Source organism: Kitasatospora sp. NPDC059599 (assembly GCF_042735125.1).
Classification (GTDB): Bacteria; Actinomycetota; Actinomycetes; order Streptomycetales; family Streptomycetaceae; genus Kitasatospora.
Genome location: NZ_JBHWCL010000149.1, coordinates 1 through 24,912 on the forward strand (window position 1 = coordinate 1; position 24,912 = coordinate 24,912).

22 protein-coding genes and 2 pseudogenes are annotated in these 24,912 nt (G+C 73.0%); 12 read left to right on the plus strand and 12 right to left on the minus strand.

Annotated features, from left to right (window positions below):
• From ACFV04_RS35525 to ACFV04_RS35545, 5 genes are all read right to left on the minus strand, one after another.
• Positions 1 to 1,397 (minus strand): cytochrome P450 (locus ACFV04_RS35525; protein ID WP_380535070.1); only part of this gene is annotated, 1,397 nt, incomplete at its 3' end.
• A 152-nt stretch (positions 1,398 to 1,549) separates the two neighbouring features.
• A complete protein-coding gene (locus ACFV04_RS35530; RefSeq protein ID WP_380535034.1) occupies positions 1,550 to 2,173 on the minus strand; it encodes an ATP/GTP-binding protein in 624 nt (207 codons plus the stop codon).
• Positions 2,154 to 2,513 (minus strand): DUF742 domain-containing protein, encoded by a 360-nt coding sequence (locus tag ACFV04_RS35535; protein WP_380535036.1) that lies wholly within the window; start codon positions 2,511 to 2,513, stop codon positions 2,154 to 2,156. Before ACFV04_RS35535 ends, ACFV04_RS35530 begins: the two co-directional genes overlap by 20 nt.
• A gap of 64 nt (positions 2,514 to 2,577) precedes the next feature.
• A complete protein-coding gene (locus tag ACFV04_RS35540; RefSeq protein WP_360264151.1) occupies positions 2,578 to 2,964 on the minus strand; it encodes a roadblock/LC7 domain-containing protein in 387 nt (128 codons plus the stop codon).
• Positions 2,965 to 2,981: 17 nt separating this feature from the next.
• The gene (locus tag ACFV04_RS35545) at positions 2,982 to 4,727 is read right to left on the minus strand and encodes an ATP-binding protein (RefSeq protein ID WP_380535038.1); all 1,746 of its coding nucleotides are present in this window, start codon (positions 4,725 to 4,727) and stop codon (positions 2,982 to 2,984) included.
• Between the two features lie 423 nt (positions 4,728 to 5,150).
• On the opposite strand from ACFV04_RS35545, the gene ACFV04_RS35550 reads away from it, so the two are divergent.
• From ACFV04_RS35550 to ACFV04_RS35575, 6 genes are all read left to right on the plus strand, one after another.
• A complete protein-coding gene (locus tag ACFV04_RS35550; protein WP_380535040.1) occupies positions 5,151 to 6,086 on the plus strand; it encodes a class I SAM-dependent methyltransferase in 936 nt (311 codons plus the stop codon).
• Positions 6,070 to 6,798 (plus strand): GNAT family N-acetyltransferase, encoded by a 729-nt coding sequence (locus tag ACFV04_RS35555; RefSeq protein WP_380535042.1) that lies wholly within the window; start codon positions 6,070 to 6,072, stop codon positions 6,796 to 6,798. Before ACFV04_RS35550 ends, ACFV04_RS35555 begins: the two co-directional genes overlap by 17 nt.
• The gene (locus tag ACFV04_RS35560; RefSeq protein ID WP_380535044.1) at positions 6,795 to 7,244 is read left to right on the plus strand and encodes a hypothetical protein; all 450 of its coding nucleotides are present in this window, start codon (positions 6,795 to 6,797) and stop codon (positions 7,242 to 7,244) included. Before ACFV04_RS35555 ends, ACFV04_RS35560 begins: the two co-directional genes overlap by 4 nt.
• A gap of 15 nt (positions 7,245 to 7,259) precedes the next feature.
• On the plus strand, positions 7,260 to 8,531 hold the full coding sequence (locus tag ACFV04_RS35565; protein WP_380535046.1) for a sensor histidine kinase: 1,272 nt from the start codon (positions 7,260 to 7,262) through the stop codon (positions 8,529 to 8,531).
• Positions 8,528 to 9,136, plus strand: a complete 609-nt coding sequence (locus ACFV04_RS35570; RefSeq protein WP_360264134.1) for a response regulator transcription factor — start codon at positions 8,528 to 8,530, stop codon at positions 9,134 to 9,136. Before ACFV04_RS35565 ends, ACFV04_RS35570 begins: the two co-directional genes overlap by 4 nt.
• A gap of 235 nt (positions 9,137 to 9,371) precedes the next feature.
• The gene (locus tag ACFV04_RS35575) at positions 9,372 to 10,175 is read left to right on the plus strand and encodes an alpha/beta hydrolase (RefSeq protein ID WP_380535048.1); all 804 of its coding nucleotides are present in this window, start codon (positions 9,372 to 9,374) and stop codon (positions 10,173 to 10,175) included.
• 168 nt (positions 10,176 to 10,343) lie between these two features.
• Here ACFV04_RS35575 and ACFV04_RS35580 read toward each other — a convergent pair whose 3' ends face one another.
• Positions 10,344 to 10,805: a hypothetical protein gene (locus ACFV04_RS35580; protein ID WP_380535050.1), complete on the minus strand. Its 462-nt coding sequence runs from the start codon at positions 10,803 to 10,805 to the stop codon at positions 10,344 to 10,346.
• A 560-nt stretch (positions 10,806 to 11,365) separates the two neighbouring features.
• Here ACFV04_RS35580 and ACFV04_RS35585 point away from each other — a divergent pair.
• Positions 11,366 to 11,830, plus strand: a complete 465-nt coding sequence (locus tag ACFV04_RS35585; protein WP_380535051.1) for an SsgA family sporulation/cell division regulator — start codon at positions 11,366 to 11,368, stop codon at positions 11,828 to 11,830.
• 137 nt (positions 11,831 to 11,967) lie between these two features.
• A complete protein-coding gene (locus tag ACFV04_RS35590) occupies positions 11,968 to 13,419 on the plus strand; it encodes a WGR domain-containing protein (protein ID WP_380535053.1) in 1,452 nt (483 codons plus the stop codon).
• Positions 13,420 to 13,608: 189 nt separating this feature from the next.
• Here the strand turns inward: ACFV04_RS35590 and ACFV04_RS35595 are convergent, their stop codons facing one another.
• Positions 13,609 to 14,625, minus strand: a complete 1,017-nt coding sequence (locus ACFV04_RS35595) for an NADP-dependent oxidoreductase (RefSeq protein WP_380535055.1) — start codon at positions 14,623 to 14,625, stop codon at positions 13,609 to 13,611.
• Positions 14,626 to 14,821: 196 nt separating this feature from the next.
• Here ACFV04_RS35595 and ACFV04_RS35600 point away from each other — a divergent pair.
• Positions 14,822 to 15,391, plus strand: a pseudogene (locus ACFV04_RS35600) (Uma2 family endonuclease).
• Positions 15,392 to 15,403: 12 nt separating this feature from the next.
• On the opposite strand, the gene ACFV04_RS35605 reads toward ACFV04_RS35600, so the two are convergent.
• From ACFV04_RS35605 to ACFV04_RS35615, 3 genes are all read right to left on the minus strand, one after another.
• On the minus strand, positions 15,404 to 15,916 hold the full coding sequence (locus ACFV04_RS35605) for a hypothetical protein (protein WP_380535057.1): 513 nt from the start codon (positions 15,914 to 15,916) through the stop codon (positions 15,404 to 15,406).
• A 385-nt stretch (positions 15,917 to 16,301) separates the two neighbouring features.
• Complete coding sequence (locus ACFV04_RS35610; RefSeq protein WP_380535059.1) at positions 16,302 to 17,414, minus strand: LLM class flavin-dependent oxidoreductase; 1,113 nt, start codon at positions 17,412 to 17,414, stop codon at positions 16,302 to 16,304.
• Between the two features lie 276 nt (positions 17,415 to 17,690).
• Positions 17,691 to 18,080, minus strand: a complete 390-nt coding sequence (locus ACFV04_RS35615; protein WP_380535061.1) for an SCO5389 family protein — start codon at positions 18,078 to 18,080, stop codon at positions 17,691 to 17,693.
• A gap of 796 nt (positions 18,081 to 18,876) precedes the next feature.
• Between ACFV04_RS35615 and ACFV04_RS35620 the strand changes: the two genes are divergently transcribed.
• The 3 genes and pseudogenes from ACFV04_RS35620 to ACFV04_RS35630 all read left to right on the plus strand — a co-directional run.
• A complete protein-coding gene (locus tag ACFV04_RS35620) occupies positions 18,877 to 20,418 on the plus strand; it encodes an MFS transporter (protein ID WP_380535063.1) in 1,542 nt (513 codons plus the stop codon).
• Positions 20,419 to 20,989: 571 nt separating this feature from the next.
• Positions 20,990 to 22,084: a glutamate--cysteine ligase gene (locus ACFV04_RS35625; RefSeq protein ID WP_380535065.1), complete on the plus strand. Its 1,095-nt coding sequence runs from the start codon at positions 20,990 to 20,992 to the stop codon at positions 22,082 to 22,084.
• A gap of 1,333 nt (positions 22,085 to 23,417) precedes the next feature.
• Positions 23,418 to 23,594, plus strand: a pseudogene (locus ACFV04_RS35630) (transposase); the annotation flags it as partial.
• Between the two features lie 157 nt (positions 23,595 to 23,751).
• Here the strand turns inward: ACFV04_RS35630 and ACFV04_RS35635 are convergent.
• Positions 23,752 to 24,564: a hypothetical protein gene (locus ACFV04_RS35635; protein WP_380535067.1), complete on the minus strand. Its 813-nt coding sequence runs from the start codon at positions 24,562 to 24,564 to the stop codon at positions 23,752 to 23,754.
• A 118-nt stretch (positions 24,565 to 24,682) separates the two neighbouring features.
• On the minus strand, positions 24,683 to 24,912 hold a 230-nt coding region (locus ACFV04_RS35640), incomplete at its 5' end, for a hypothetical protein (RefSeq protein WP_380535068.1).

The following is a 24,912-nucleotide window of genomic DNA, read 5'->3' on the forward strand; positions in this document are numbered from 1 at the left end:
GGGACGGTCGGGGCGGCCGACCCGGTCGCCCCGACCGCCCCGGCGCCTGCGGACGCCGCCCCGATCCGGGCGGCCCGTTCGGTGTCCACCGCCCGTTCGGCCTCCGCCGCCACCGCGGCCGCCCGCTCCGCCTCCGCGACCGACACGGGATCCGGCTCGATGTCGCGGGGGGTGAACTCCACCGGCAGCGCCGTCAGGTGCCGGGAGATCCAGGCCGAGCTCCAGGTCAGCTCCTCCTCCGGCACGGCGAGCCGGACGTCCGGCAGCAGGGTGAGCAGGATGTCGATGCCGGCCTCGGCGACGTGCCGCCCGATGTCCTGGCCCGGGCACTCGTGCGGTCCCGCGCCGAAGGACAGGTGCGAGCGGTTGCCGTACAGCGGGGTCGCCAGGTCGGGGCGGACCACCGGGTCGACGTTCCCCGCCGCGAGCCCGAGCAGCAGCAGGTCCCCGGCCTTGATCTGCTGCCCGCCCAGCTCGGTGTCGGCCGTCGCCCAGCGGCCGGCCACCAGGGACAACGGCGGGGAGTCCCACAGCACCTGGTCGAGTGCCTCGCCCAGGGTCATCTGGCCGCCGGACAGGTGGGCGCGGAACCGCGGGTCGGTGAGCACCATCTTCAGTGAGTCGGCGATCAGGTTGACGGTGGTCTCGTTGGCGGCGAGCAGCACCACCCGCAGGTGCTCCATCACCTCGTCCTCGGTCAGCCCGGCCGGGTGTGCCAGCAGCCGGCTGGTGAGGTCGTCGCCGGGCGCCTCCCGCTTGAGGGCGATGGTCCGGCGCAGACCGGCCACCACGTACTCGTTGCTGGCGATGGCCGTCTCGGTGCCCTTCATCAAGTCCCGGGCAGCATCGACCAGTTGAGGCCCGTACTCGTCGGGCATGCCGAGCAGCTTGGTCATCACCAGCATCGGCAGGTGCTCGGCGAACTGGGTGATCAGCTCGGCGTGGCCGGTCGGCCCCACCACCTGGACCAGGTCGGTGGTGAACCGCCGCACGTGGCGGCGGATGCCGCGCCGGTCGAAGCGGTTCAGGCCGTCCAGGACGGCGCCGCGCAGCCGGCGGTGCTCGTCGCCGTCCGCGAACACGCAGATCGGCTGCCAGGCGACCACCGGCAGCAGCGGGGAGTCCATCGAGAGCTCACCGGTGCGGAAGGCCGTCCACAGCCGCGAGTCGCGGGAGAACAGCGAGGGGGTGCGCATCGCGGTGATGTTGGCGCCGTGGCCGAGGACCAGCCAGGCCCGGTGGTCACCGTGCAGCAGCACCGGGGCCACCTCGCCGTACTCGGCGCGCAGCTTCTCGTAGAGGCCCGCCGGGTCGGACTCGGCCTCCGGTCCGTAGAGGCGCCGCAGGCCGCCGGGGCCGATCGGACCGGGCGCGTCCGCCGTGCCGGGCGGGTACACGGCGTCGGGCGCGTCCGCCGTGCCGGGCGGGTAGGCAGGGTCGAACGAGTGCGCGGGGTCGGTCCGGCCGTCGGCGCGGCCGTGCGCCGGGCAGCCCGGCGGCGGGGAGGGGACGGCGTCGTCGGGGAACGGGGTGGTCACGGGGTCTCCGGTCACAGGGTTCGGGTGGTCGGTGCGGCCAGCTCGTACAGGTAGTGCATCAGCGTCATCAGGGTGTCCCGGCCGGACTCGCGGCTGCGCGCGTCACAGGCCACGATCGGCACCTCGGACGGCAGGTCGAGCGCGCCGCGCAGCTCGTCGAGGGCGAAGCTCGGCGCCTCGGGGAAGCCGTTGACGGCCACCACGAACGGGACGCCGCGCTCCTCCAGCCGCCCGATCACCTCGAAGCTGACCTCCAGCCGGCGGGTGTCCACCAGCACCACCGCGCCCAGGGCGCCCTCGAACAGGCCGTTCCAGAGGAACCAGAACCGCTCCTGCCCGGGGGTGCCGAAGACGTACAGCACGAGCCGGTCGCTGATGCTGATCCGGCCGAAGTCCATCGCCACGGTGGTCGAGGTCTTGTGCTCGACCCCGGTCGGGTCGTCCACGCCGACCCCGGCCTGGGTCATGGTCTCCTCGGTGGTCAGCGGGCGGATCTCGCTGACCGAGCCGACCAGCGTCGTCTTGCCGACGCCGAAGCCCCCCACGATCACCACCTTGACCGCCGTGGTGACGGTGTCCGGCAGCAGGTCCGCACCGGCCGGACCGGCCAGCGTGTCAGAGCCGCTGAAGTCCATGGATCACCGCCTCCAACAGGGCCCGGTCGGGAAGTTCCGCCGCCGGGACGGCGGCGCGGGCCTCGATCAGTTCGTCGTCGAGCAGGTCCGCCAGCAGGACGATGACCACGCTCGTGGGCAGCTCCAGGTAGGCGGAGACCTCCGCCACCGAGAGCGGGGAGCGGCACAGCCGCAGAATGGCCGCGTGCTCGGGCTGCAGGGCGGGGGTCGGATCCGCACGCGAGACGATCAGGGTGACCAGGTCGAAGACCCCCGGCCCGGACGGACCGCTGCGGCCTCGGGTGATCACGTACAGGCGGTCGGGCTCGGGGCCGTCCCAGCCGCCCTGGTCTGCCGTCATGCAACCGCCTCACTGTGCTCGTCCGCGGACCCGCTCCGCCGCCGGGACGGCGGCGCGGGCCGGTTCACGCGACCGCCTCGGGATTGCGCGGCGGCGTCGACAGGTGTTCGCCGATCCGGGCGACCAGGTCGCGCATCTGGTGGCTCACCAGTCCGGCGTCCACGCCCTCGTCGGCGAGCACCGCCAGGTAGGCGCGGTCGCCGGCCGCCATCAGGTAGAAGTAGCCGCCGTCCACCTCGATCACCACCAGCCGCATCGAGCCGTCGCCGTGCGGGAACTCGTGCCCGATCGCGCCGGCCAGGCTCTGCAGCCCGGCGCAGGCGGCGGCGAGGCGGTCGGCGGTGTCCGGGTCGGTGCCGTACTGGGCGATCCGCAGGCCGTCGCCGGACAGCACGATGACGTGGCGCACGCACGGGACGCTGTGCGCGAGGTCGTTGAGGATCCAGTCCATGTTGCTGCGGTGCGGAATCACTGCTCGCCTTTCCCTGCCGTCTCTTCACTGGTGTGTCCGGGGCCCGGGTGCCCGCTCCCGGGCGCACCGGGCCGGCCGACCGCACCCGCCTGGCCGGTCTGCCCGGTTTGCCCGGCGGGACCGGCTTGCCCGGCGGACGGGCCGGACCCGGTGCCCTTGATGCCGTCCATGAACGCCTCCAGCCACAGGCCCGGCTGCTTCGGCTCCTTGGCCGGGCGGGGGTCCTGCCCAGCCGGACCGGCCGTCGGACCGTTTGCCGGACCCGGCCCGGCCGTGGGACCGGCCGTCGGACCGGCGGGCTGCGGGGCGGCGTGCGCCGGCCGCGCGGGCGCCGCGAAGGTGCGGGTCAGCGACGGGCGGCGCCGGCGCTGCGGCAGCCCGTTGGCCGTCCGCTCGGTCACGATCACCTCGTCGTCCCCGGCCGTCGACGAGACGGACGGCGAACCCCACGGACTGGTCGACCCGTACGACGGGCCGACCCCGGCCGAGGTGGTCCGGGCACCCCAGGGCCGCGCCGGGGCCGCGTGCCGGGGCGGGTTCGGCGGGAGCGGGCGAGGACCGGAGAAGGCGCCGATGCCGTGCGCCCGCCCGGTCGGGGGCGCGGTGGTGAGCAGCTCCTGCGGCACGACCAGCACCGCGCGCACCCCGCCGTACGCGGAGCGGCGCAGCGACACCTGGAAGCCGTACGCCTGGCAGAGCCGGCCGACGATGGCGAAGCCCAGCCGGGGGGACTCGGTGAGGTCGTCGAAGTCCTTGGAGACCATCGCCTCGCGCATCGCGCGCTCGGCGCGGGCCCGGGCCTCGTCGGTGAGGCCGAGGCCACCGTCCTCGATCTCGATCGCCATCCCGCTCTGCACCTCGGAGGCGCTCAGGTGCACGTGGGTGTGCGGCGGCGAGTACCGGGTGGCGTTGTCCAGCAGCTCGGCGACGGCGTGGATCAGCGGTTCGACGGCCGGGCCGGTGACCGAGATCTGGGCCACCGGGTGCAGGTCCACCCGCTGGTACTCCAGGATCCGGGACATGCCGCCGCGCAGCACGCTGTAGAGCGCGATCGGCCGGGTCCACTGACGGCCGGGGCGGGCGCCGGACAGGACGGCGATGCTGTCGGCCAGACGGCCGGTCAGCGCGTTGCCGTGGTCCAGGCGCAGCAGGTCGTCGAAGACCGCCGGGTCGTTGCCGTGCCGGTCCTCCATCTCCCGCAGGTCCTTGGCCTGCCGGTGGATGATCGCCTGGACCCGGCGGGCGATGTTGACGAAGGCACGCTCGGCGGAGTCGCGCCGGCTGACCTCGTCGTCGACGGCGACGGCGATGCCGCGCGCGACGGACACCAGCGACCTGCGGAACCGCGGGGAGACGGACACGAGGTCCTGCTCGATCGGGTTCAGCAGCACGTCCATCGAGTACCCGTACCGGGCCCCTGCGACGACCCGGCGCAGCTCGACCTCGGCCAGCCGCGCCAGCTCGTCCTCCTGCCCGGCCAGCCGGCGCTGCAGGTCCTCCGCCTGCCGGGTGCTGCGGTCACGCAGCTCGGCCAACGCCCGCCCCCGGCGGGCCGACTCGGCGGCCACCACGGCCACCAGCACGGTGGCGGTCGCCCCGCACCACAGCACCCCGGCCCGGGCCCCGGCGGCCACCACCGCCACGGCGACCGCCACGGCCGCCGCCATCACGGCCGTCGGCAGCAACCAGCCGAGCAGGGGCGTGGGGCGCCGTCTGGCGGGTGACGATCCAGCTCGAAGCATTCAGCATCCTCAAACGATCGGAACAGTACGGGGACGGACGGCGACCGGCTCCGGAGGCGTGGTGCTGCAGCATAGCCAAGTTCAGGACAATCCTGACCGAAGCTCAAAAATACTGCCTCTCAACCGACTTGTGGCAACTTGCCGGACATGCCCGACATCTCGCACACCAGTCCCACATCCGGCGGATCGCCGCCCCGCACCAGGCTTCTCGCCCCGCGCCCCCCGCACCGCCAACCCGGGCCGGATTCCCCCATGTGAAGGGTTTCCGGCCCAAGTCCCCCCGCGCCTCGCCGAGTTCGTGCTAAGTGAGCGCCGACGCCGCCCCTGATCACCCGTGCGGGGGATGGCCGCTGAGCAACAGATGTTGCCTACCAGGGCAACGCTCATTGACGGATTCGCGGTGCGGTCCGTACAGTGCGGCGCATGGAGACGGACGATCTTGGTCGGCGGGTGGCGGAGGATGTGGCCGGTGGGGGCGGGGTGGAGGGGTTGCGGCGGCTGTCGGGGGTGATCGAGGCGCTGGAGGAGCGGCGGACCGAGGTGGTGGAGGAGTTGCGGCGCGGGCGGGAGGCGACCTGGGAGGAGATCGGGCGAGCCTGTGGGATGACCAGGCAGGGGGCGACCCGGCGGTGGGCGGAGCGGCTCCGGGCGCGGTCGTTCGGGGTCGCGGCGGCCGCGTACCAGGCCGGGCGGCCGGGCTACCCGCAGGCGCTGATCGGGTCGGCGGTGCCGCGGCAGGCCCGGCGGGTGCTCGATCTGGGCGCCGGGACGGGCAAGTTGACCCGGCTGCTGGTCGAGGCGGGCCTGGACGTGGTGGCGGTCGAGCCCGACGAGGGGATGCGGGCGCAACTGGCCGCGGCGGTCCCCGGGGCGGCCGTACGGGCGGGCTCGGCGGAGCGCATCCCGCTGCCGGACGGGAGCGTGGACGCCGTCGTGGTGGCGCAGGCCTGGCACTGGTTCGACCCGGCGGCCGCGGTGCCCGAGGTCGCCCGGGTGCTCGCCCCCGGCGGGACGCTCGCGCTGGTGTGGAACGTCCGGGACGAGACGGAGCCCTGGGCCGCCGAACTCGGCGCGCTGATGCACCGTTCGGCGCGGCAGCGGATCGACACCGAGCCGGTCCTCCCGGCACCGTTCGGCGCGCCCGAGCGGCTGGAGATCCGCTGGGAGCACGGGACCACGCGCGCCGGGATCGTCGACATGGTCGCGTCCCGCAGCTACGTCATCGCGCTGCCGGAGGACGAACGGGCCCGACTGCTGGCCGACGTCGAGGAGTTGCTCGCGACCCACCCGGACCTGGCCGGACGGGACGCGATCGCCCTGCCGTACGTGACGAGGTGCACCCGTGTCCGCCTCGGCTGAGCCCGCGCCCACACTCGCGCCCACGTTGGCGCCCACGTCGGCTCCCGGGCACGGCACCGGGCACGGCCCCGGGCCCGCCACCGTCCGCCGCCTGGGCCGCACGGACGCCGAGCAGTACCGGGCGTTCCGCCTGCAGGCACTGCGGGAGACACCGAGCGCCTTCACCTCCGGCCACGCCGAGGAACGCGCCAAGCCGATGGCCGCCACGCTGCACCGCCTCGCCGGGGCGGAGGACGGGCCGGGCGCCCTGCTCGGGGCCTTCGACGCCACCGGCACGCTGATCGGCACCGCCGGGCTCAAGGTGGCACGGCGGAGCCAGGAGCGGCACAAGGGCACGCTGTACGGCATGGCGGTGGCCCGCACTGCCACCGGCCGGGGGGTCGGCCGGGCGCTGGTGCGCGAGGTGCTGCGGACGGCCGACGAGGACGGGCGGCTGCGGCAGGTGCTGCTGACCGTCTCGGAGGGCAACGAGGCGGCGCTGCGGCTCTACACCGCCTGCGGTTTCGAGGTGTGGGGGCGGGAGCCGAGAGCCGTCCTGGTGGACGGGACGGCGGTCGCGAAGCTGCATATGGTGCGCATGCTGGACATGCCGGGTCTGCCAGGTCTGGCGGGCACCGGGCTGACGGCGGCCGGTGCTGACAATTGTCATGGCGGGCCGGTGTGCGAGCACACTGCCCCGCGCACCGGCCCCGAGCCCACGATGGGTCCATGACCTCCACCGACACCCACACCGAACCCGCTCCCGAAGCCGTCGCCGGCCTGCACCACCCCGACACCCGACGGGCGTTCCGGACCGTGCACCGGTTCGTCCTCGCCTACCTCGGCCTCAGCGTGCTGACGCTGGTGGCCGCCTTCGCCCTCCGCGACCACCCCTCCGTCGTCACCCCCGCGGTCTGGGTCCGCGGCACCATCGTGGTGCTCGGTGCCGCCGTGACCCTGCTGCTCACCGTCCGCGCGGGCCGTGGCTCCCGCGGCGCGTTCCGGCGGCTGCGGATCATCTCGACCGTCATGCTCGCCGCCATCGTCACGATCGTCGTCCTGCCGGGGGTCTTCCCGGTCTGGATGAAGGTCGAGCAGGGCCTGTGCGGACTCGCCCTGCTGGGCGTGGCCGTCCTGGTCAACGGACGGCACCTGCGTACCCTGTTCGCCAGGCTCTGAGGAGGGGGCGCGAGGGTGACCGACCTCGACCGCGAGACCGTACGGAGCCCCGCCTCCCGCTGGGGGCGGGGCCGACGGCGACTCCTGCTGGGCGCCGGGATGCTGGTGTTCCCGGCGCTCACCGCCGTGGCCGTGAGTGGCAACGTCTCCGGGGCGGCGGCGGTCGCCGGGTACGCCGTGGTCGCCGTGTTCTGCCTCTGCTACGCGCTGACCGCCCTCGCCCTCGAACGCGGCCGACGTCACTGGATCAAGCCGCTGTTGGTGGTGATGACCGCGCTGTTCGTCGCCGCGCTGCCGTTCGCCCACGGGGACGCCTTCTTCCTCGCCACCGTGGTCGTCTCCTCCGTCGCGGTGTTGTGGCGCGAACAGGCCGCGCGGGTGGTGACCGTCGCCACTGCGGCGGCCTTCCTGCTGCCCTGGGCGGTGCGCCCCTGGCACACCGGGCCGGGCGGATTCCAGGCGCTGGCCCTGCTGTTCACCTCGCTCACCTGTGGTGCCTTCGCCGAGATCGCCGCCACCAACCAGGAGTTGGTCGCCGCCCGGGCCGAGGTGGCCCGGCTGGCCTCCGAGGCCGAACGGGACCGGATCGCCCGGGACCTGCACGACCTGCTCGGCCACTCGCTGACCGCGATCACCGTCAAGTCCCGGCTGGCGCAGCGACTGGCCGGGAAGGACAAGGACCTCGCGGTCGCCGAGATGGCGGGCGTGGAAACGCTCTCCCGGCAGGCGCTGTCGGACGTCCGCGCCGCCGTGACCGGCTACCGGGAGGTGACCCTGGCCGGTGAACTCGCCCGGGCCCGCGAACTGCTGCGCGCCGCCGGGGTGGTGGCCGACCTGCCGACGGCGGCGGACGCGGTCGGGCCGGAGCACCGCGAACTGTTCGGCTGGGTGCTGCGTGAGGGCATCACCAATGCGGTCCGGCACGCCAGGGCCGGCCGCTGCTCGGTGGTGCTCACCGCGACCTCGGTCGAGATCCGCGACGACGGCACCGGCGGCACGGACCGAACGGGTGGCACGGACCGAACGGACCGAACGGGCGCGGGTACTGCGGGTGAGGTGCGGGGCGCGGCCGGCCCGGGCGCCGGCACCGCGGACGGCAAGGGCCTCACCGGACTGCGGGAACGCGTCGCTGCGGCGGGCGGTACGGTCGAGGCGGGACCGCTCGCCCCGCGCGGGTGGCGGCTGCTGGTCACCGTCCCTCCGGCCGGCACCCGCCGCGGCGCCGTCGGCCCCGCCACCCGCGGCGGCCCCGCCGCCTCCGACTCCCCGCACGAACGGACGACATGACGATCCGCCTGCTGCTCGCCGAGGACCAGGAACTGGTGCGCACCGCGCTGTGCACCCTGCTCGACCTGGAGGACGACTTCGAGGTGGTCGCCGCCGTCGGCCGCGGCGACCGGGTCGTGGCGGCGGCGCTGGAGCACCGGCCGGACGTCGCCCTGCTCGACATCGAGATGCCCGGACTGGACGGGCTGGCAGCGGCCGCCGTCCTGGCCCAGCAGGCGCCCGGGTGCCGGGTGGTCATCCTCACCACCTTCGGCCGGGCCGGCTACCTGCGCCGGGCCATGGAGGCCGGCGCCCTCGGCTTCGTGGTCAAGGACGCGCCCGCCGAGGTGCTCGCCGACGCCATCCGCCGGGTCGCGGTGGGGGAGCGGGTGGTGGACCCGGAACTGGCGGCCGCCACCCTCGCGGCGGGCGCCTCCCCGCTCACCGCCCGCGAACGCGACGTGCTGAACGCCTCCCGCCCGGGCGCCGGGGTCGCCGAGATCGCGGCGAAGCTCTACCTCTCCGAGGGAACGGTCCGCAACTACTTCTCCTCGGCCATCGCCAAGACCGGCACCCGCAACCGGACGGAGGCCCTGCGGGCCGCAGACGAGCGCGGCTGGCTCTGACCCCCGACGGGCCGGCCGACGGCTGACGGCGACGTCCGTCTCGGCGAAATCCGTCTCGGCGAAATCCGTCTCGGCGCCCGGCGACGAAGGCGGCCGGGTGCCGCCCCGAGGCCCCCGACGTCGCCGATGGGAGCAATTAAGTCATTCGACTGTTCCGGCGCCACCGCTCCCGGTCGATCCTGGCCGGGTGCCCAAGCGTCAGTGCTGGGCGGTGATCACGCCAGGAGGCCCCGTAGTGCCCGGTACGCCCGTCGTCTTCGTCCATGGAGCGTGGTTCCATGCGCTGTGCTGGGAGGCGTGGGCCCAGCGCTTCACGGCCCGGGGCTTCACCGTCGTGGCCCCGGGGTGGCCGGGCGAGCTCCCGACGGCCGACGAGGCGCGGCGCCGCCCGGACCGGCTCCCGGACCTCGGGCTGGCGGCGCTGACCGAGCACTTCACCGGTGTGGTCGGGGCGTTCGACAGCCCGCCGGTGCTCATCGGGCACTCCGTGGGCGGGCTGATCGTGCAGCGGATGCTGGCGACCGGTCTCGGACTCGCGGCGGTGGCCATCGCCTCCGCGCCGATCAACGGTGTGCCGCTGCCGAACCCGCCCGGCGGGCCCGGAACGTCCGGGGCGTCCGACAGCGGTGCCCCGGAAAACCAACTGCCGCTCTCCGGAGTCCAGTTCCGGAAATTCTTCGCGAACACCTCGGACGACCGCGGTGCCGCCGAGCTCTACGAGCGCTACGCCGTCCCGGCGCCGCGCCGGCTGATCACCGAGGTGGGCGGCGGCCCGTCCGAGCTGACCTCGGTGGACGTCGGCCGACGGGCCCGCGGGCCGCTGCTGCTGATCTCGGGCCAGGAGGACCTGCTGGTGCCCGACGCGGTGACCCGGGCCGTCTACAAGCAGTACGGCGACTCCGTGGCGGTGACGGAGCTGAAACAGTTCGCGGACCGCAGCCACGCCCTGGTCGTGGACAGCGGCTGGCGCCCGGTCGCGGACCACGTCCTCGACTGGCTGACCCGGCAGGACATCCGGGCCGACGCCCCGGGGAGCTGAGACCGGGCCAGGGGCGTCCCAGCCCTGACGCCCTGACGCCCTGACGCCCTGACGCCCGGGCACGCGGACACCCGGACCGGGGGCCTGCACCCGCACCGGGCCGGCACCGTGACGGCGAGCCGACACCCGTACCCGGGTGACCGCACCCCGCCCGCACACGTGTGTCCCTCAGAGGAGGGTGTACACCACCGACCGGTCCAGTTTCTGCCGCCCGATCCGCCCCTTCGCGACGAGCGTTTCGAGCGTGTTGCGCACCACCTGCGGGGTGGGCTCCCGGTCCGGGTGCCGGTGCATCAGTTCCTCCCGCAGTTCCTTCGCCGCGCAGGGCTCGGCGTGGCCGCGCAGCAGGTCCAGCAGGAGGTCGGTGAGGAGCGGCCGGTGCGGCCGGTCTCCGGGCCGTGCCGCGGTGAGGACGGGTTCGTCCTGTGCCTGCTCGGGGAGGGGGGAGGGCTCGGACAGCCCCTCGTACCGCTCGGCGAGGGTCAGGAGTTCCGCCAGGATGGCCTCCTCCTGCTCCAGGCGCTCGACCTCCTCGGCCAGCTCCCGCTGCCGGCGCCGGTTCTCCTCCAGGTCCGATGCGGCCTGCAGGACGTACAGCGACCGGCGGGTGGCGGCCGATTGGCTGGTCACAACGGTTCACTTCCTCGTCGTAGATGGTTGCTGCGCATGGTACTCGCGGGTGACGCACCACCGGGACGGGCCTCGCACATGTGGGCCCGCCCCCGGGGATACGCGGCCGGGCCCCCACGACTGTGGGTGCACGGGCAGCCGTAAGCCCGGCGTTGCCGTGTCCTCCCGCCGGGGTACACCTGCGGACACGTGGTCCGACGACTCTTCGGCCGAGGCTTCCACCCGAGCCCGCACACGTGGGTGTGACTGCGGCGGCCAACCCCCGGCACACCGGTCATCTGACGGTTGCTCCCGCCTGCGGGACCACCGTTCCGGCCCGTGGAAGGCTCGTTCCGGCCCGACCCCCTCCCCGCCCCGGACGGCCGAGCCCACCGCGACGTACGGAAACCCACGGTCAACTGACGGATGCCCCGGACCGGCCGGCTCCAGAAGAGTTCGGGACACGACCGGCACGTGCCCGTCCCACGACCGTCCCACGACCGTCCCACGACCGGCACACGACCGGCCCGGGCCGGGTGAGACCGGGAGGGAACCGGGACGGAGGAGAGGGGAGGACCGCCATGAGCGGCGAAGGACCGGGACACGGCGGCTGCCGGGAGGTGCCGAAGGACGTTCCCGCACTCTCGCTGGACATCCGGCGGGTGCTGGGCCGCGCCGAGCGGCAGCCGCTGCGGGCGGACTTCCGCTTCGATCCGGACACTCCCGTGCTGGTGTCCGTCACCCTCACCCCGCCCCGGGGCCGCAGCGTCACCTGGCGGATCAGCCGTGAGCTGCTGCACCGGGGCCTCTCCGGGCGCAGCGGCGACGGCGACGTCCGGATCTGGCCGGTGCCCGGCGGCGAGGGCGGCCGCCTGCTCTGGCTGCGCCTGGCCTCCCGGGAGTCGAGCGCCGTCCTGGAACTGCCCGCGGCCGCCCTGTCGGACTGGCTCGCGGCGACCTACCGGCTCGTCCCGGCCGGGGCGGCGCGCGAGGCCACGGAGGAGGACTGGGAGGCCTTCATCAGCGAGCTGCGTGCCGACCCGTGAGCCGTGCACGGACCTGCGGTGCCGGTGGCGGGCGCCCGAGGGGGTGACTGTCGGTGCGGGGGCATAGCGTTGGTTCCGTCGGCGGGCCGGAGCAGCCCCCGCGATTCCATCACCGTTGCCCGAAAGGGGACTTCGTCGTGTCCGTCGCCGTGGAAGAGCAGGTCACGTACCTCGAACTGTCCGAGGACGAGGGGAGTGCGCACAAGTTCTACGAGGTGCGGCTCGCCGGTGCGGTGGTGACCGTCAGGTACGGGCGGATCGGCGAACCCGGGCAGAGCAAGGCCACCGGCTACCCGAGCGTCGAGAAGGCGTCCGCCGCGGCCGCGAAGAAGATCGGCGAGAAGGTCCGGAAGGGATACGCCCCTGCCGTCCGGGGCGTGCGCCAGCGCCGCGCGGTGACCAGGCGGCAGATCGTCAGCACCCGCTCGACCGCCCGCCAGGCCCCGCTGCTGTGGCGGTTCCGGTCCGGCTCGCCCGCCTTCGGGATCTTCGTCGGCGAGGAGCACGCCTGGGTCGGCAACGAGCGCGGCGACGTCTACACCCTCACCCACGACGGCGAGGTCACCGCCCGCTACGGTCTGCCGGACGGCGTCAAGTGCATCGTCGCGGACGACTGGTGGATCTACGCCGGCTGCGACGACGGCAAGGTGTACGACCTGGGCGGCAAGGTCCCCCGGGTCGCGTACGAGATCGCCCAGGACGTCGACATCTACTGGCTCGACATCCACGACGGGGTGCTCGGCGTGGCCGACGAACGCGGCGGCCTGACCACGGTGGACCACGAGGACGAGTTCCAGTGGCGCCGCCAGGCCGACGGCCGGGACGGCTGGATGGTGCGCTGCGACACCGACGGCGTCTACCACGGCCACTCGCGCGGCGTCGCCCGCTACGACAACCGCAGCGGGGACCCGCGCTGGCACGCCCCCACCCAGGGCGAGGTGCTGTTCGGCTGGCAGGAGGCCGAGGAGGTGTTCGCCGGCACCGCGCACGGCTGGGTGCACCGGCTGCGCAAGGCGGACGGCGCCGAGGTGGCCGCCTACCGCTGCGACGCCGCCGTCTTCTCCTGCGCGGCCTCCCCGGACGGCGAGTACGTCTTCGCCGGGGACAACCACTCCTCGGTGTACTGCTTCGCCGCCGACGGCACCCGGCTGTGGAAGCTCGCCACCGGCTGCGGCTCGGCGTACAGCATGCAGTACCGGGACGGCCGGCTCTACCTGGTCACCACCGACGGTTCGCTGGCCTGCCTCGACGCGAGCGAGCAGGCCGTCCGGGCGGCCGAGGGCGGCACCCTGCCGAAGACCGCCGAGGTGAGGAGCGCGGGCTGGGAGCCGGTGCTGGCCGGTGCGGAGCTGGAGACGGTCGTGGTGGCGTCGGGCGGCGCAGCCGGCGGCGGGATCGAGGTGGAGTGCGTCCAGGACGGCACCCGACTGCGGGTGCGGGTGATCTCGCAGGGTTACGACCCCACCTGGCGGGTGCAGTTCCCGAAGGACGTCCGGGTGCCCGGTGCGCGCTACGTGGTCGCCGAGGTCCGGGAGTCCGCGTCGGGCGGCTTCTACCGGGCGCGCGGCGAGATCAAGCGTCTCGTCTGACCGGGGCCCCGGGCGGCCGCTCCGGGGAAGCGGCCGTCCGAGGGGTCTCCTCGACGAAGGCCCGACCGCCGGATCAGGACCGGCAGGCGCGGACCGGGAGATCCGGACCGGCGGGCGAGGCCGGGCGATCCGGACCGGGGACCCGGACCGGGCGATCCGGACCGGCGGGCGCGGCCCGGGTCAGGAGGCTCAGGTGAGGCGGAGCACCAGCTTGCCGGTGTTCTCGCCGCGGAACAGCATCCCGAAGGTCTCCGGGAAGTCGTCCACGGTGCCCTCCACCACCTGCTCCTTCACCGTGATCCGGCCGTCGCCGATCCAGCCGGCGATCTCGGCGGCCGCCTCCGCGTACCGCCGGGCGTAGTCGAACACCACGAAGCCCTCCATCCGCGCCCGCCGTACCAGCAGTGACAGGTAGTTGGACGGGCCCTCGACGGCGGTCTCGTTGTTGTACTGGCTGATCGCCCCGCAGATCACCACCCGGGCGTGCATCGCGAGCCGGGTCAGCGCGGCGTCCAGGACCGGCCCGCCGACGTTGTCGAAGTAGACGTCGATGCCGTCGGGGGCGTGCGCGCGCAGTGCCTTGCGGACGTCCTCGGCGCGGTAGTCGATCGCTGCGTCGAAGCCCAGTTCCTCGGTGAGCAGCGCGCACTTCTCGGGGCCGCCCGCGATGCCGACCACCCGGCAGCCCTTGACCTTGGCGATCTGCCCGACCATGCTGCCGACCGCCCCGGCGGCGCCGGAGACGACGACGGTCTCGCCCTCCTTGAGCGCCCCGACGTCCAGCAGACCGAAGTAGGCCGTCATGCCGGGCATCCCGAGGGCGCCGAGGTACGTCGACAGCGGCGCGAGCGCGGGATCCACGGTGATCGCGCCCTTGCCGTCCGACACCGCGTACTCCTGGACCCCGAAGGCCCCGACCACGTGGTCCCCGACGCGGAACTTCGGGTGGTCGGAGGCGATGACCTCGACCACCGAACCCGCCCGCATGACCTCGCCCAGCCCCACCGGCGGCAGGTACGACGGCCGGTCGTCCAGCCACCCCCGCATCGCCGGGTCCAGCGACACGTACCGGGTACGCCCCAGGAACTCCCCGTCCCCGGGGACCCCGACCGGTTCGCTCCCGTGCGCCCAGTCCTCCGCCCGGACCTCCCCGACCGGCCGTCGGGCGAGGCGGATCTGACGGTTGACTGCGGTGTCTCCGGCCATGACGTCTCCTGGTGCGCATTCGGCTCTGGAACTCGACCGCCCGATTCTAAGCAAGCGCTTAGTCATGCGCCAGAGGTTGTCCTGATTCGACAGGGTGAGCACCGGTGAAGTGCACTGATGCCGCAGTGAAGCACCGGTAGTCTTCCTGCGGAGCGGCCCCCGAGCGCGTGGACCGGCGCCGGACAGGAGAGCACCAGTGAGCACAGCGCATGTCGGCCCGGGCGACTACAGCCGTGTGCCGAACCCGGAGCAAGCCCTCAAGTACGCGATTCGGCACATCGCGGGTGAGCGCGTGGAAATCGTCGAGGGAGTCATCACCCCCGTGTCGCCGTCCTGGGAACACGAGACCGCCATCGATCTGATCCGGCTGCAGATCGGGCCACGACAGCGCGAACTCGGCCTGCGCGCAGGCTCTGGCAACCTTGATCTGCCCGGCACGGAGAACTAGTACGTTCCTGATCTCGCACTCGTGCCGGTCGAACTGGCGGCGAACAACCCGGGTGCGCTGCTGCCCGAGCAGACGGTCCTCGTCGTCGAGGTCACCTCGCCCTCGAACGGTGACACCGACCGCGCGGTGAAGCGCCGCCGGTACGCGCAGTACGGTGCGCCGCTGTACCTGCTGGTCGACCGGCAGGAGCGGGCCTGCACGCTGTTCTCGCAGCCGGGATCGCTCGGCTACACCCGGGTCGAGGGACCGCACCCGTTCGGGGTCCCGGTGCGTCTCCCCGAGCCGTTCGGACTGGAACTGGACACTGCGGAGTTCTGACGCCCGGCGGGCTCAGTCGCCGCGGACGAGATGGCCGTAGCCGCCCGCGTGCCAGACGACGCGGCGGAACTCCTGCAGGGACAGGGCGCCGGCGGGCAGGCCGCGGCCGGGCGGGAAGTGGACGGTGCCGCAGCGGTCGCAGTACCAGGCCCTGGCCCAGAGGTGCTCGGCGCGGGGGCGGCCGGCGAGTTCGCGTGCGGCGGAGGCATTGAGCACGCCGCCGGTGACGAAGAAGACCGCGGCGACGACCAGGGCGATGACGGGGATCGCGGCGGGGACCTCGAAGCCCTGGTGGCCCTGGCCCTGCAGGGTCGTGAACCCCGGTTCGTCGTGGTCGAAGGTCCGGGCGAGGTTTCCGGCGATGAAGGCGAACACGGCGAACGCGGTGGTGACGGCCCCCAGGACCAGCAGCGTGAGGCCGGGCGGCTGGTCCCGGATCGGTGCGGGGGCCAGCGCGCGGGAGAGGTCCGAGACGACCTCCCGGGTCCGGTGGCCGACCTTGCCCTGCGGGTGCCGTGAGGTCACCCTGCTCCGCCCGGCGTGGTACACCGCCGGGACGCCGCGGATCCGGTCGGTGAGGCCGCAGCGCGGGCAGGGGGGCAGGGCGGGTGGCGGTGCGGGTGGCAGTGCGGGTGGCGAGCCGTAGGGCCCCATCGTGGTCTCCCCCGTGTCGGCGTCCGGCCGGGGCGGCCGTGCGTCCGTACCGGCTGAGGACGCTGCGCCGTCCGCCGTGGTTGCGGTGAACTCCCTTCGAATACCCTGCTGTTGGCGTCCTCAAGCGACCGCGGCGGGTCCGGCCGGTCCAGCCGGTCCAGCCGGTCCCGGAGCGGTCCGGAGCGGTCCGGAGCGTTCCGCGGTCGGCGACGGGGGCGCCCGTGCGGGATGCGGTCCGAGGTGGCCCGCGAGGCAGTCAGCCCCCGTCGGGCGCCGGGGCGGGGCGCCAGCCGAGCGCCGGTCCGAGCCGGGTCGCGAGGTCGGTGAGGATCTGCACGTAGTCCCGGTGCTCGAAGGTGAACGGCAGCGCGAACGCGACCTCGTCGACCTCCCGGTACCCGGCGTGGGCGTGCAGCCGCTCGACGAGTTCCTCGGAGGTGCCGACCAGGTCGGGGGCGAACAGCAGCCGGGCCGGACCCTGCGGGGTCAGCGTGCGCGGGGCGCGGGCGAGGGCGTACGCCTCGTAGCGGGCGCGCTGCTCGGGCGTGGCGCTGTCAGTGGGGATGACCACCAGGCCCTGGGAGACCCGGGCGCGCTTGCCGTCCGGGTGGCGCGCGCGGAAGGCACGGATCTGGGCGGCCTGGATCGCGGCGAAGTCGAACGCGCCCTCGTCGGTGCCGTCCGCCGCGCGCGGGTCCGTCCCGGCTCCGTCCGTCCCGGCTCCGTTCGTCCCACCTCCGTCCGTCTCGGCCTTCACCACGCTGCTGGTGAGCAGGTTGAGTCCCTGCTCGCCGGCCCAGCGGGCGGAGCGGAGGCTGCCGGCGCCGTACCAGAGCCGGGCGGCGAGCCCGGGGGAGTGCGGCTGGACCCGGCGGGAGTAGACCTCGATGCCCTCGGTGCCGGAGACGTCGGAGGCGTCCTCGCCGCGGACCAGGGCGAGCAGCCGTTCGGCGCGGCGGGGGCTGAAGTCCTCGTGCGCGCCGGTGTCCGGGTAGAGGGCGTCGCGCACGTGCTCGTAGTGGGTGGGCGGTCCGACGCTGAAGCCGGGGTTGAGCCGGCCGCCGGACAGGACGTCCACGGTGGCGAGGTCCTCGGCGAGCCGCAGCGGGTTCTCCCAGCCGAGCGGGGTGACGGCGGTGCCGAGTTCGATGCGGCTGGTGCGCTGGGTGGCGGCGGCGAGGACGGCGACCGGGGAGGAGATCCCGTACTGGAGGTGGCGGTGGCGCAGCCAGGCGCTGTCGAAGCCGAGCTGCTCGCCGAGGCCGATGAGGTCCAGGGTGGACTCGTGGCCGTGCCGCGGGTCCGTTTCGTCGAAGAGGCCGATGGTCAGGAAGCCGAGCTTGCGCAGCGGGCGGGGGTCCGGCGACATGGTGGGCGGCTCCGCGGGGTGTGAGGAGGCCCCCCGGAGGGAGGGCCGGACCGGTGGTGCCCTCCGAACGTAAGCGTCGACCTCCCGGCCCGACAAGATCGGCACGCGATCCGGACAGCGGACGGCAACGGGAAGCAACGGGAAGCAATGGGGGGTAACGGACGGCCATGGGCCGTAACGGACGGCCACCGCCCGCGCCGGAGGGCAACACGGCGACGCGGCGACGCGTGTGCGGGGCCACCGCCCGGACGGTGACCCCGCACACGCGAGTGCCGGTCAGCAGCTGCGCAGCTCCGGGCTCTGGTTGCGGATCTGGTTGTGCAGCGAGGTGAACTCGCGGTACGCCTCACTGTCCTCGGCGCCGGGCCGGAACGCGCCGACGCGGTGGCAGTTGACGAAGGCGAGCTTCACGCCGAAGTGGTCCTCCAGGCTGCCCCGGATGGCGTTGCTGGCGAGCGCGCGCAGCAGCTGCGCGCGCTGCTCGTCGCTGGGCGTGGTGTTGTCGGTGGTGAACTCGTCGTCACCGGCCGCGAGTTCGGTGCTGAGCCCGGCGACGACCCGGTAGGCGTAGGGGAGCGAGGCGCGGACGGTTTCGAGGAAGTCGGCCTCGTCGACGCGGCCCTCCCGGGCCTGGGCGAGGAGGGCGGGGGAGACGTCGAGCGACATGGGTGTCCTCTTTCGGGGAGTGGGGGCGCACGTGCGGAAGGTCCTACGGGTGTGGCAACTGCCGCGCGCGCAGCGTGGACCCGGGCGGGCAGCAGTCGCCCGTGCGGTTATCGAAGATGAAAACCGTTGTGGATAAGACTCTCCCGCCACCCCCGACGCCCTGTCAAGCACCGCCCCCCGAAGTGCTGACGCCGGCCGCCCGTCGGCAGCGTGCGGACCTTGATGGCGAGGGCGGCGATCGCCTCGGCCAGGGGCGAGCGGGCGGCAAGCTGGCGCGAAGGTGTACACCGTGACCGGCCGGCCGGATGGCGGGGAGTGTCGTCCGTGGTGCTGTGGTTCAGGCGCAGATCGGCACCATCGCCGTTCCTCTGGCTGTGCGGACAAGGGGCGCACCGGGATGGCGAGGGTGAGTGTCACGGGCTCCTGTTGGTCGCCGGCCGCCTGCCCTGCCGGTCGGTCGTCGATGGTGTCCGCTGTCCGGGGCGCCGGATGATCACCGCCCGCGGACGGGGCGTGACCGAAGGTCCGACCGCACGCGCGGCGACCTCGCTGCCGGGGCGGTCGCAGCCGTGATCACGCGCGCTTTCCGGGCCGCCCGCCGTCCTGTGCGCCGCACAAACCGTCGATGACCTGCCCGGTTGCGGCGTGCCGGCATGGCGGCCGGCGCGATTGTCCGGAAATCGCTGCTTGTCCGTAATGAACGGTTGTGTTCCCTATCTCCCGGGACTAGTGTCGGTGGAAGTGAACGAATCCGTCCCCTCCCATCGTTCGTTCCCGAGCCATTGGGGAACCTGCCATGGTCACCTCGCGTGCCCTGGCCACGGCTCCGCCCGCGACCGCACGTCGGGGCCAGCACCCAGGGATAGCCCTCACCGTCATCGCGGCCACCCAGCTCATGGTCGTCCTCGACATCACGATCGTGAACATCGCGCTGCCGCACATCCAGCAGGCGCTGAAGTTCAACACCACCGACCTGTCCTGGGTCATCAACGCCTACACCCTGACCTTCGGCGGGCTGCTGCTGCTCGGCGGCCGAGCGGGCGACATCCTCGGCCGCCGACGGGTGTTCATGGTCGGCGTGCTGGTGTTCAGCACGGCCTCGCTGCTCGGCGGGCTGGCCACCTCCTCGGCCTGGCTGTTGGCCTCCCGGGCCCTGCAGGGCCTCGGCGGCGCCATCGCCTCGCCGACCGCGCTCGCGCTGATCGCCACCAACTTCAAGGAGGGCCCGGAGCGCAACCGGGCCTTCGGCGTGTTCTCCGCCGTCGCGGGCGCCGGCGGCGCGATCGGGCTGCTGCTCGGCGGCATGCTGACGTCCTGGCTCTCCTGGCGCTGGGTGTTCTTCGTCAACGTGCCGATCGGCATCGCGATCGCGCTGCTGGCACCGCTCTACATCAACGAGTCCGAGCGCCACCCCGGCCGCTTCGACCTCACCGGCGCCTTCACCGCCACCGCGGGCATGGTCTCGCTGGTCTACGGCTTCATCCGTGCCTCCGAGCACGGCTGGACGGACCCGGTGACACTGACCTCGTTCAGCCTCGCCGTCGTCCTGCTCGCCGCGTTCCTGCTCAACGAGCGGCGCGTCCCGCAGCCGATCACCCCGCTGCACCTGTTCCGCGACCGCAACCGCTCCGGCGCGTACGGGCTGATGCTGTGCGTGGCCGCGGCGATGTTCAGCATCTTCTTCTTCATCACCCTGTTCGTGCAGGAGATCCTCGGGTTCAGCCCGCTGCGGGCCGGCTTCGCCTTCCTGCCGATCAGCGTCGCCATCATCGCCGCCGCCCAGTTCGCTGCCCGCAACCAACTGCGCTGGGGTCCCAAGCCGTTCCTGGTCACCGGCTCGGTCCTGGTGCTGGCCGGGGTCGCCTGGGCCAGCCAGATCGACATCGACACCACCTACGTCGGCGGCATCCTCGGCCCGACCCTGCTGTTCGGCTTCGGCATGGGCTCGATCTTCGTCCCGGTGATGCTCACCGCCGTCTCGCACGTCGCCCCGCACGAGACCGGCGCGGCCACCGGCATGCTCAACACCACCCAGCAGGTGGGCGGTTCCCTGGGCCTGTCGATCCTGATCACGGTCTTCGGCACCGCCAGCCGCAACGAGGCCCAGCAGCAGGTCGGGAAGTTCCTCCAGCAGGCCACCCCACAGGAGGCCCTGCGCTTCAAGGCCACCGGACAACTCCCCCAGCCCTACTCCTCACAGGTCCTGGTGCACGGCATCGCCAGCGCCTTCCAGATGGGCCTGGTCTTCGCCGCCCTGGCCGTCGTCATCGCCGCCGTCGTCATCAAGGTCCGCCGGCCACCCGTTCCCGGCACACTGTCGGAGCGCCCTACGGAGTGATCGGCGCAGTTCGATGTCGTACGCGCCCGGACAACGCCCACACCATCGAGGAGTTCCCTGCGATCCGTCTCAGTGCGCGGTCCGCATCCGGATCCAAGCAGGCCGCCCGGGTGGCCCGGGGATCCGCGGGAACACCGGCGACTTCGGCTGCGGCGACCTCGCGTACGGCCGAGTGCGTGTCGCCGGGAGTTCGAGCTGCAGTACCCCGAGAACCGGGAGCCCGCCAGGACCGCCCGACCCGCCAGGACCGCCCGACCGCACCGTTTCGCAGGCCGCACCGCGCTGTCCACCGGCTCCTCCCGCGGGGTTCGGCCTGGCGCACGTCCGGTGGGTGCCGAAGCCCGGGCCGGGTCTGCACACGTGCCTGCACGCCGTCCCGCTGCCCTGACAGCGAGAATCCGCCCGCTGCGGGGCCGTGATCTGCCGGACGTCCCCGCTCCATGGGCTGTGTACTTCCAGGTCCGGCCCGAGGCCGCCCCTTGGCTACGGGGTGGCGCTCGCCGACACGGCGCCGGCCGTCCACGGCACACGTCAGCCGCATGTACGTGCCCCGCGCGGGTAGGTGCCTGGCATGCTGACCCTCGGCATCGAGGAGGAATACCTCCTGCTCGACCCGGCTACCGGCCTCCCGGCGGCCCGCGCTGCCCAGGTACGCCGCGCCGCCGGCCTCCAGCCCGCCCTGGAGCACGGCGAGGTCCAGCGAGAACTTCTCCAGGCGCAGTTGGAGGTCGCCACCCCGGTCTGCCGCGATCTGGAGGAAGCCGGCGGGCACCTGCTGCGCATGCGCCTGGCCCTCGGCGAGGCAGCTCGGCAGGAGGGCTGCCGCCTGGCCGCGTGCGCAGCGGCGCCTTTCAACGATCGCCTGCCCGTCCCGGTGACGGACACCGTCCGCTACCGGACCATGCACACCGACACTCGGCTGCTCACCGACGAGCAGCTGATCACCGGCATGCATGTCCACCTTGGCATTCCCGACCGCGCGGCCGGCGTCACGGTGATGAACGGGTTGCGCCCCTGGCTGCCCCTGCTGATCGCACTTGCGGCGAACTCACCGCTGTGGCAGAACACCGACACCGGGTTCGCGAGCTGGCGCACCCTGGTTTTCGGCCGCTGGCCAGTCAGCGGACCGCCCCCGTTCTTCGACGACGCCGGCGACTACGACCGACGTACCACGCTCCTGGTCGAGAGCGGTCTGATCCGCGACCTCGGGCAGGTCTACTGGCACATCCGTCTGTCCGAGCACTTCCCCACTGTCGAGATCCGCGCCATGGACGTCCAGCTGGGGGCCGACGAAGCGGTGATGCTCGCCGGTCTCGTGCGGGCCCTTGCCACCCGGACCCTTGCCGACGCTGATGCCGAACGGGGGATCCCGCCCGTCGAACAGGAGGTCCTGTCGGCCGCCGTGTGGCACAGTGCCCGGTACGGCTGCACGGGCACGGTGTTCGACCCGCTCTCCGGTCGCCTGACCAACCCCGACGACGCCGTAGCGCGGCTGCTCGATTACACCGGTCCGATGACCGATAGCGGTGTGGACCGGCATGTCGCCCCCGTGCTGCACCGCCTGCTGCGCGAAGGCAACGGTGCAGCCCGCCAGCTTCGCCGACTGCGCTCGGCAGGCCGTGACGGTCTTGTGGAGATGCTCATCGACCAGACCACCGGCGTCTGACGTCTCCCGCTTTCGCGGTCCCCGGCTGCGGTGGTGCCCCCGGGACCGGGACAGAAGCCAGTTTTCTGGCACTTGAAGATCGCTCCAGGTTTGCTCTTTTTCATTGGAGTCAAAACTCGATTGTCGTCTCTGATTCGGCCGCCGAGATGATTCCTGGTCGACGATCTGTCATGTCACGCTGTGTCGATAATGACGGCCTCAGGCAACTCTGAGTGCGGCGTTGACAGTTGGGCGGCCGAAGGGGTTGCATGGTACTGGGGCTGCAATCCCGAACAGCTCGGAGTTTGTCATGCTGCGACTTTACCTGGATGCGCGTCGCCTCGGGTATGTCCTTGCGGCGCTGCTAGTGAGTCTCATTGTCGTGCCGATCTCGGCCACGTCCGCAAGTGCATGGCCGAACAGTGCGAGGGTCGAGGTGGTCGGGGTCGCGCAATGTGCCCCTGTCGGGCTCGACTTCCATCCCACACACGTCAAGATGACCGTCGGCGGGCAGACGCGACAGGCGGACGTGAAATCTCCCGCTCCATCCGGCTTCTTTGCGCTGAATCGGCCGTTCACGAATATACCGCCACACTCCGTCACTGCGTCGGCAGTCATCACCTGTCAGTCGGGGAACGGCAGTGGCATCACCGGGAGTTCTCAGGAGCGAACGGTGCACACCATGATTTCACGGCCTCCAGTGGGATCCGTGCAGTTTGTCATCCTCTGACCGGTCGGGTTGTGACGTCGCCCGATTCGACGATGCACGGCCACTGAACTGTTCACTCGGCTGTCTGCCGTAGGCGGCACATGTGCTCTGGACGCGCTTTCGCGATGCGGCCCCGCCCGATCGGAACCGGTCGGGCGGGGCTCGCGGCTGGTATGCGATCCGTTCGTCCTGGAGGACTTCCGGGTCGACACCGCCGGCGGTGCGGTCACTCGCGGATGGCTCGGGGAACGCGACGTGTGCGTGGCCTCGCATGCGTCCGCCGACCCGAACCCGAATCACCACGGTTCCGATGGGCGTTGTATTCCACTGACTACCAGCCACGGTATGGGCGTCTACACCGCTCCTGACGCGGGGGCCGGCAAGTTCGACGGCCTCACACCGTCTTCCCAGGGAACAACAACGCGGTATGGGCGGGCTGCTGGGTCTCCGGCGGGTACGTCGGTACTGCAGGCAACGTCTGGTATCGCGCCGAGGCCGTGTGGGTGAACGGCCAGTGGATCAGCGCGGGGACGCCCGAATGGAATACGACCTGGACGTTCGCACCGTACGTGGACGGCACGGCGGCATTCCACAACGTGCCCGGTCTGCCCGCCTGCAACCAAGGCGTGTCTGATCATTGATGTTGTGGCAGGTCGAGGCGCGTTGACGGATGCGGCGTGGGGGCGGATAGAGCCCGTGTTGCCGCGGGTGGATGGGCGTGGTCGTCCGTGGCGTGATCACCGGCAGGTGGTCAATGGTGTGCTGTGGCGACTGCGGACCGGGGCGCCGTGGCGTGACCTGCCCGAGCGGTACGGGCCGTGGCCAGGGCACGCGGGGTGGCCATGGCGGGTTCCCCGATGGCTCGGGAGCGAACGGTGGGAGGGGACGGATTCGTTCACCTCCCACCGACACCGGTCCCGGGAGACGGGGAACGCAAGCGTTCATGACGGACATCCGGAGATTTCCGGACATCCCGCGATCAGGGAGTGCGAACGCCCGACTCCCGGGACGCGCGCCGTTCTGCCGCCCCCAGCCATGCCACCGCCGCGACGATCACCACGGCGAGGACCAGGCTGACCGGCCCGGTACCGAGGTCCAGACCGCCCCGCGCGTGGCTGACGCCGGCCCAGTCGGCGAAGCAGGCGCCGAGCGGCCGGGTGAGGACGTACGCCCACCAGAAGGTCGGCACCGGCCCGAGCCCGACGAGGCGGTGGGCGAGCGCGGGCACCGTGATCAGGGCGGCGAACAGCAGCCCCGACGGCAGGTAGCCCCAGCCGAGGGTGGCCGCGGTGAGGTCGCCGACGGCGGTGCCGAGCGCGAACGTCGCCATGACCGCGCACCAGTAGTAGACCTCGCGCCGACCGCCGGCGACCGTCTCCACGGCGAGCGTCCCCTCCGTCGCCCGCCACAGCGCGAACACCAGGGCGAGGACCACGGCGAACCCGGCCGCCGAGGCGGCGTACGGGACCCCGACGGCGACGTGCGCGACGTCGGCGGCCATGGTGCCGAACACGCTCACCATGACCACCGCCGTCCAGTACACCGCCGGGACGTACCGCCGGGTGCGGGCCTGCGCGAACAGGGCGGCGGCGAGCAGCAGCCCGGCCGAACCGACCGCCGGCACCGGGCCCAGGACCCGGGCGAGGTAGTCGGAGGTGGTCTCGCCCATGCCGGTGGTGAGGACCTTGACGGCCCAGAACACCGCCGTCACCTGCGGGACCTTGCTCAGCACGGCCCGCGCGGGGACGGCCGGGCCGCGGCGGGCCGCTCGGGGGGTTGTCGTGGCGCCCACGTCGGCGCTCCCTTCGGTACGGCGCGGCCCGGCCGCGCCCGCTCGATGGCCGGCCGGTCGGGCCGGCCGCGGTGGCCGGACCGGCCGACCGACCGGTCTGACAGGTGGGTCGTGGTGGTCAGCCGTTGTGGACGGCGGTGCCGCCGAGGACGGTGTTGCCGGTGATCGTCCCGGCGGACCCGTCCACCGTCACCGCGTGCCGCACCCCGTCCGGGCCGACGACCACGGCCCGCCAGGCCCGGCCGCCGCCCTGCTCGGTCACCGTCGTCAGCGACTCCACCCGGCCGCCGGCGACCGCCGCGGAGGCCTTGGCCACGGCGTCGGCGGCCTCGGTCGACGGCAGCGGCG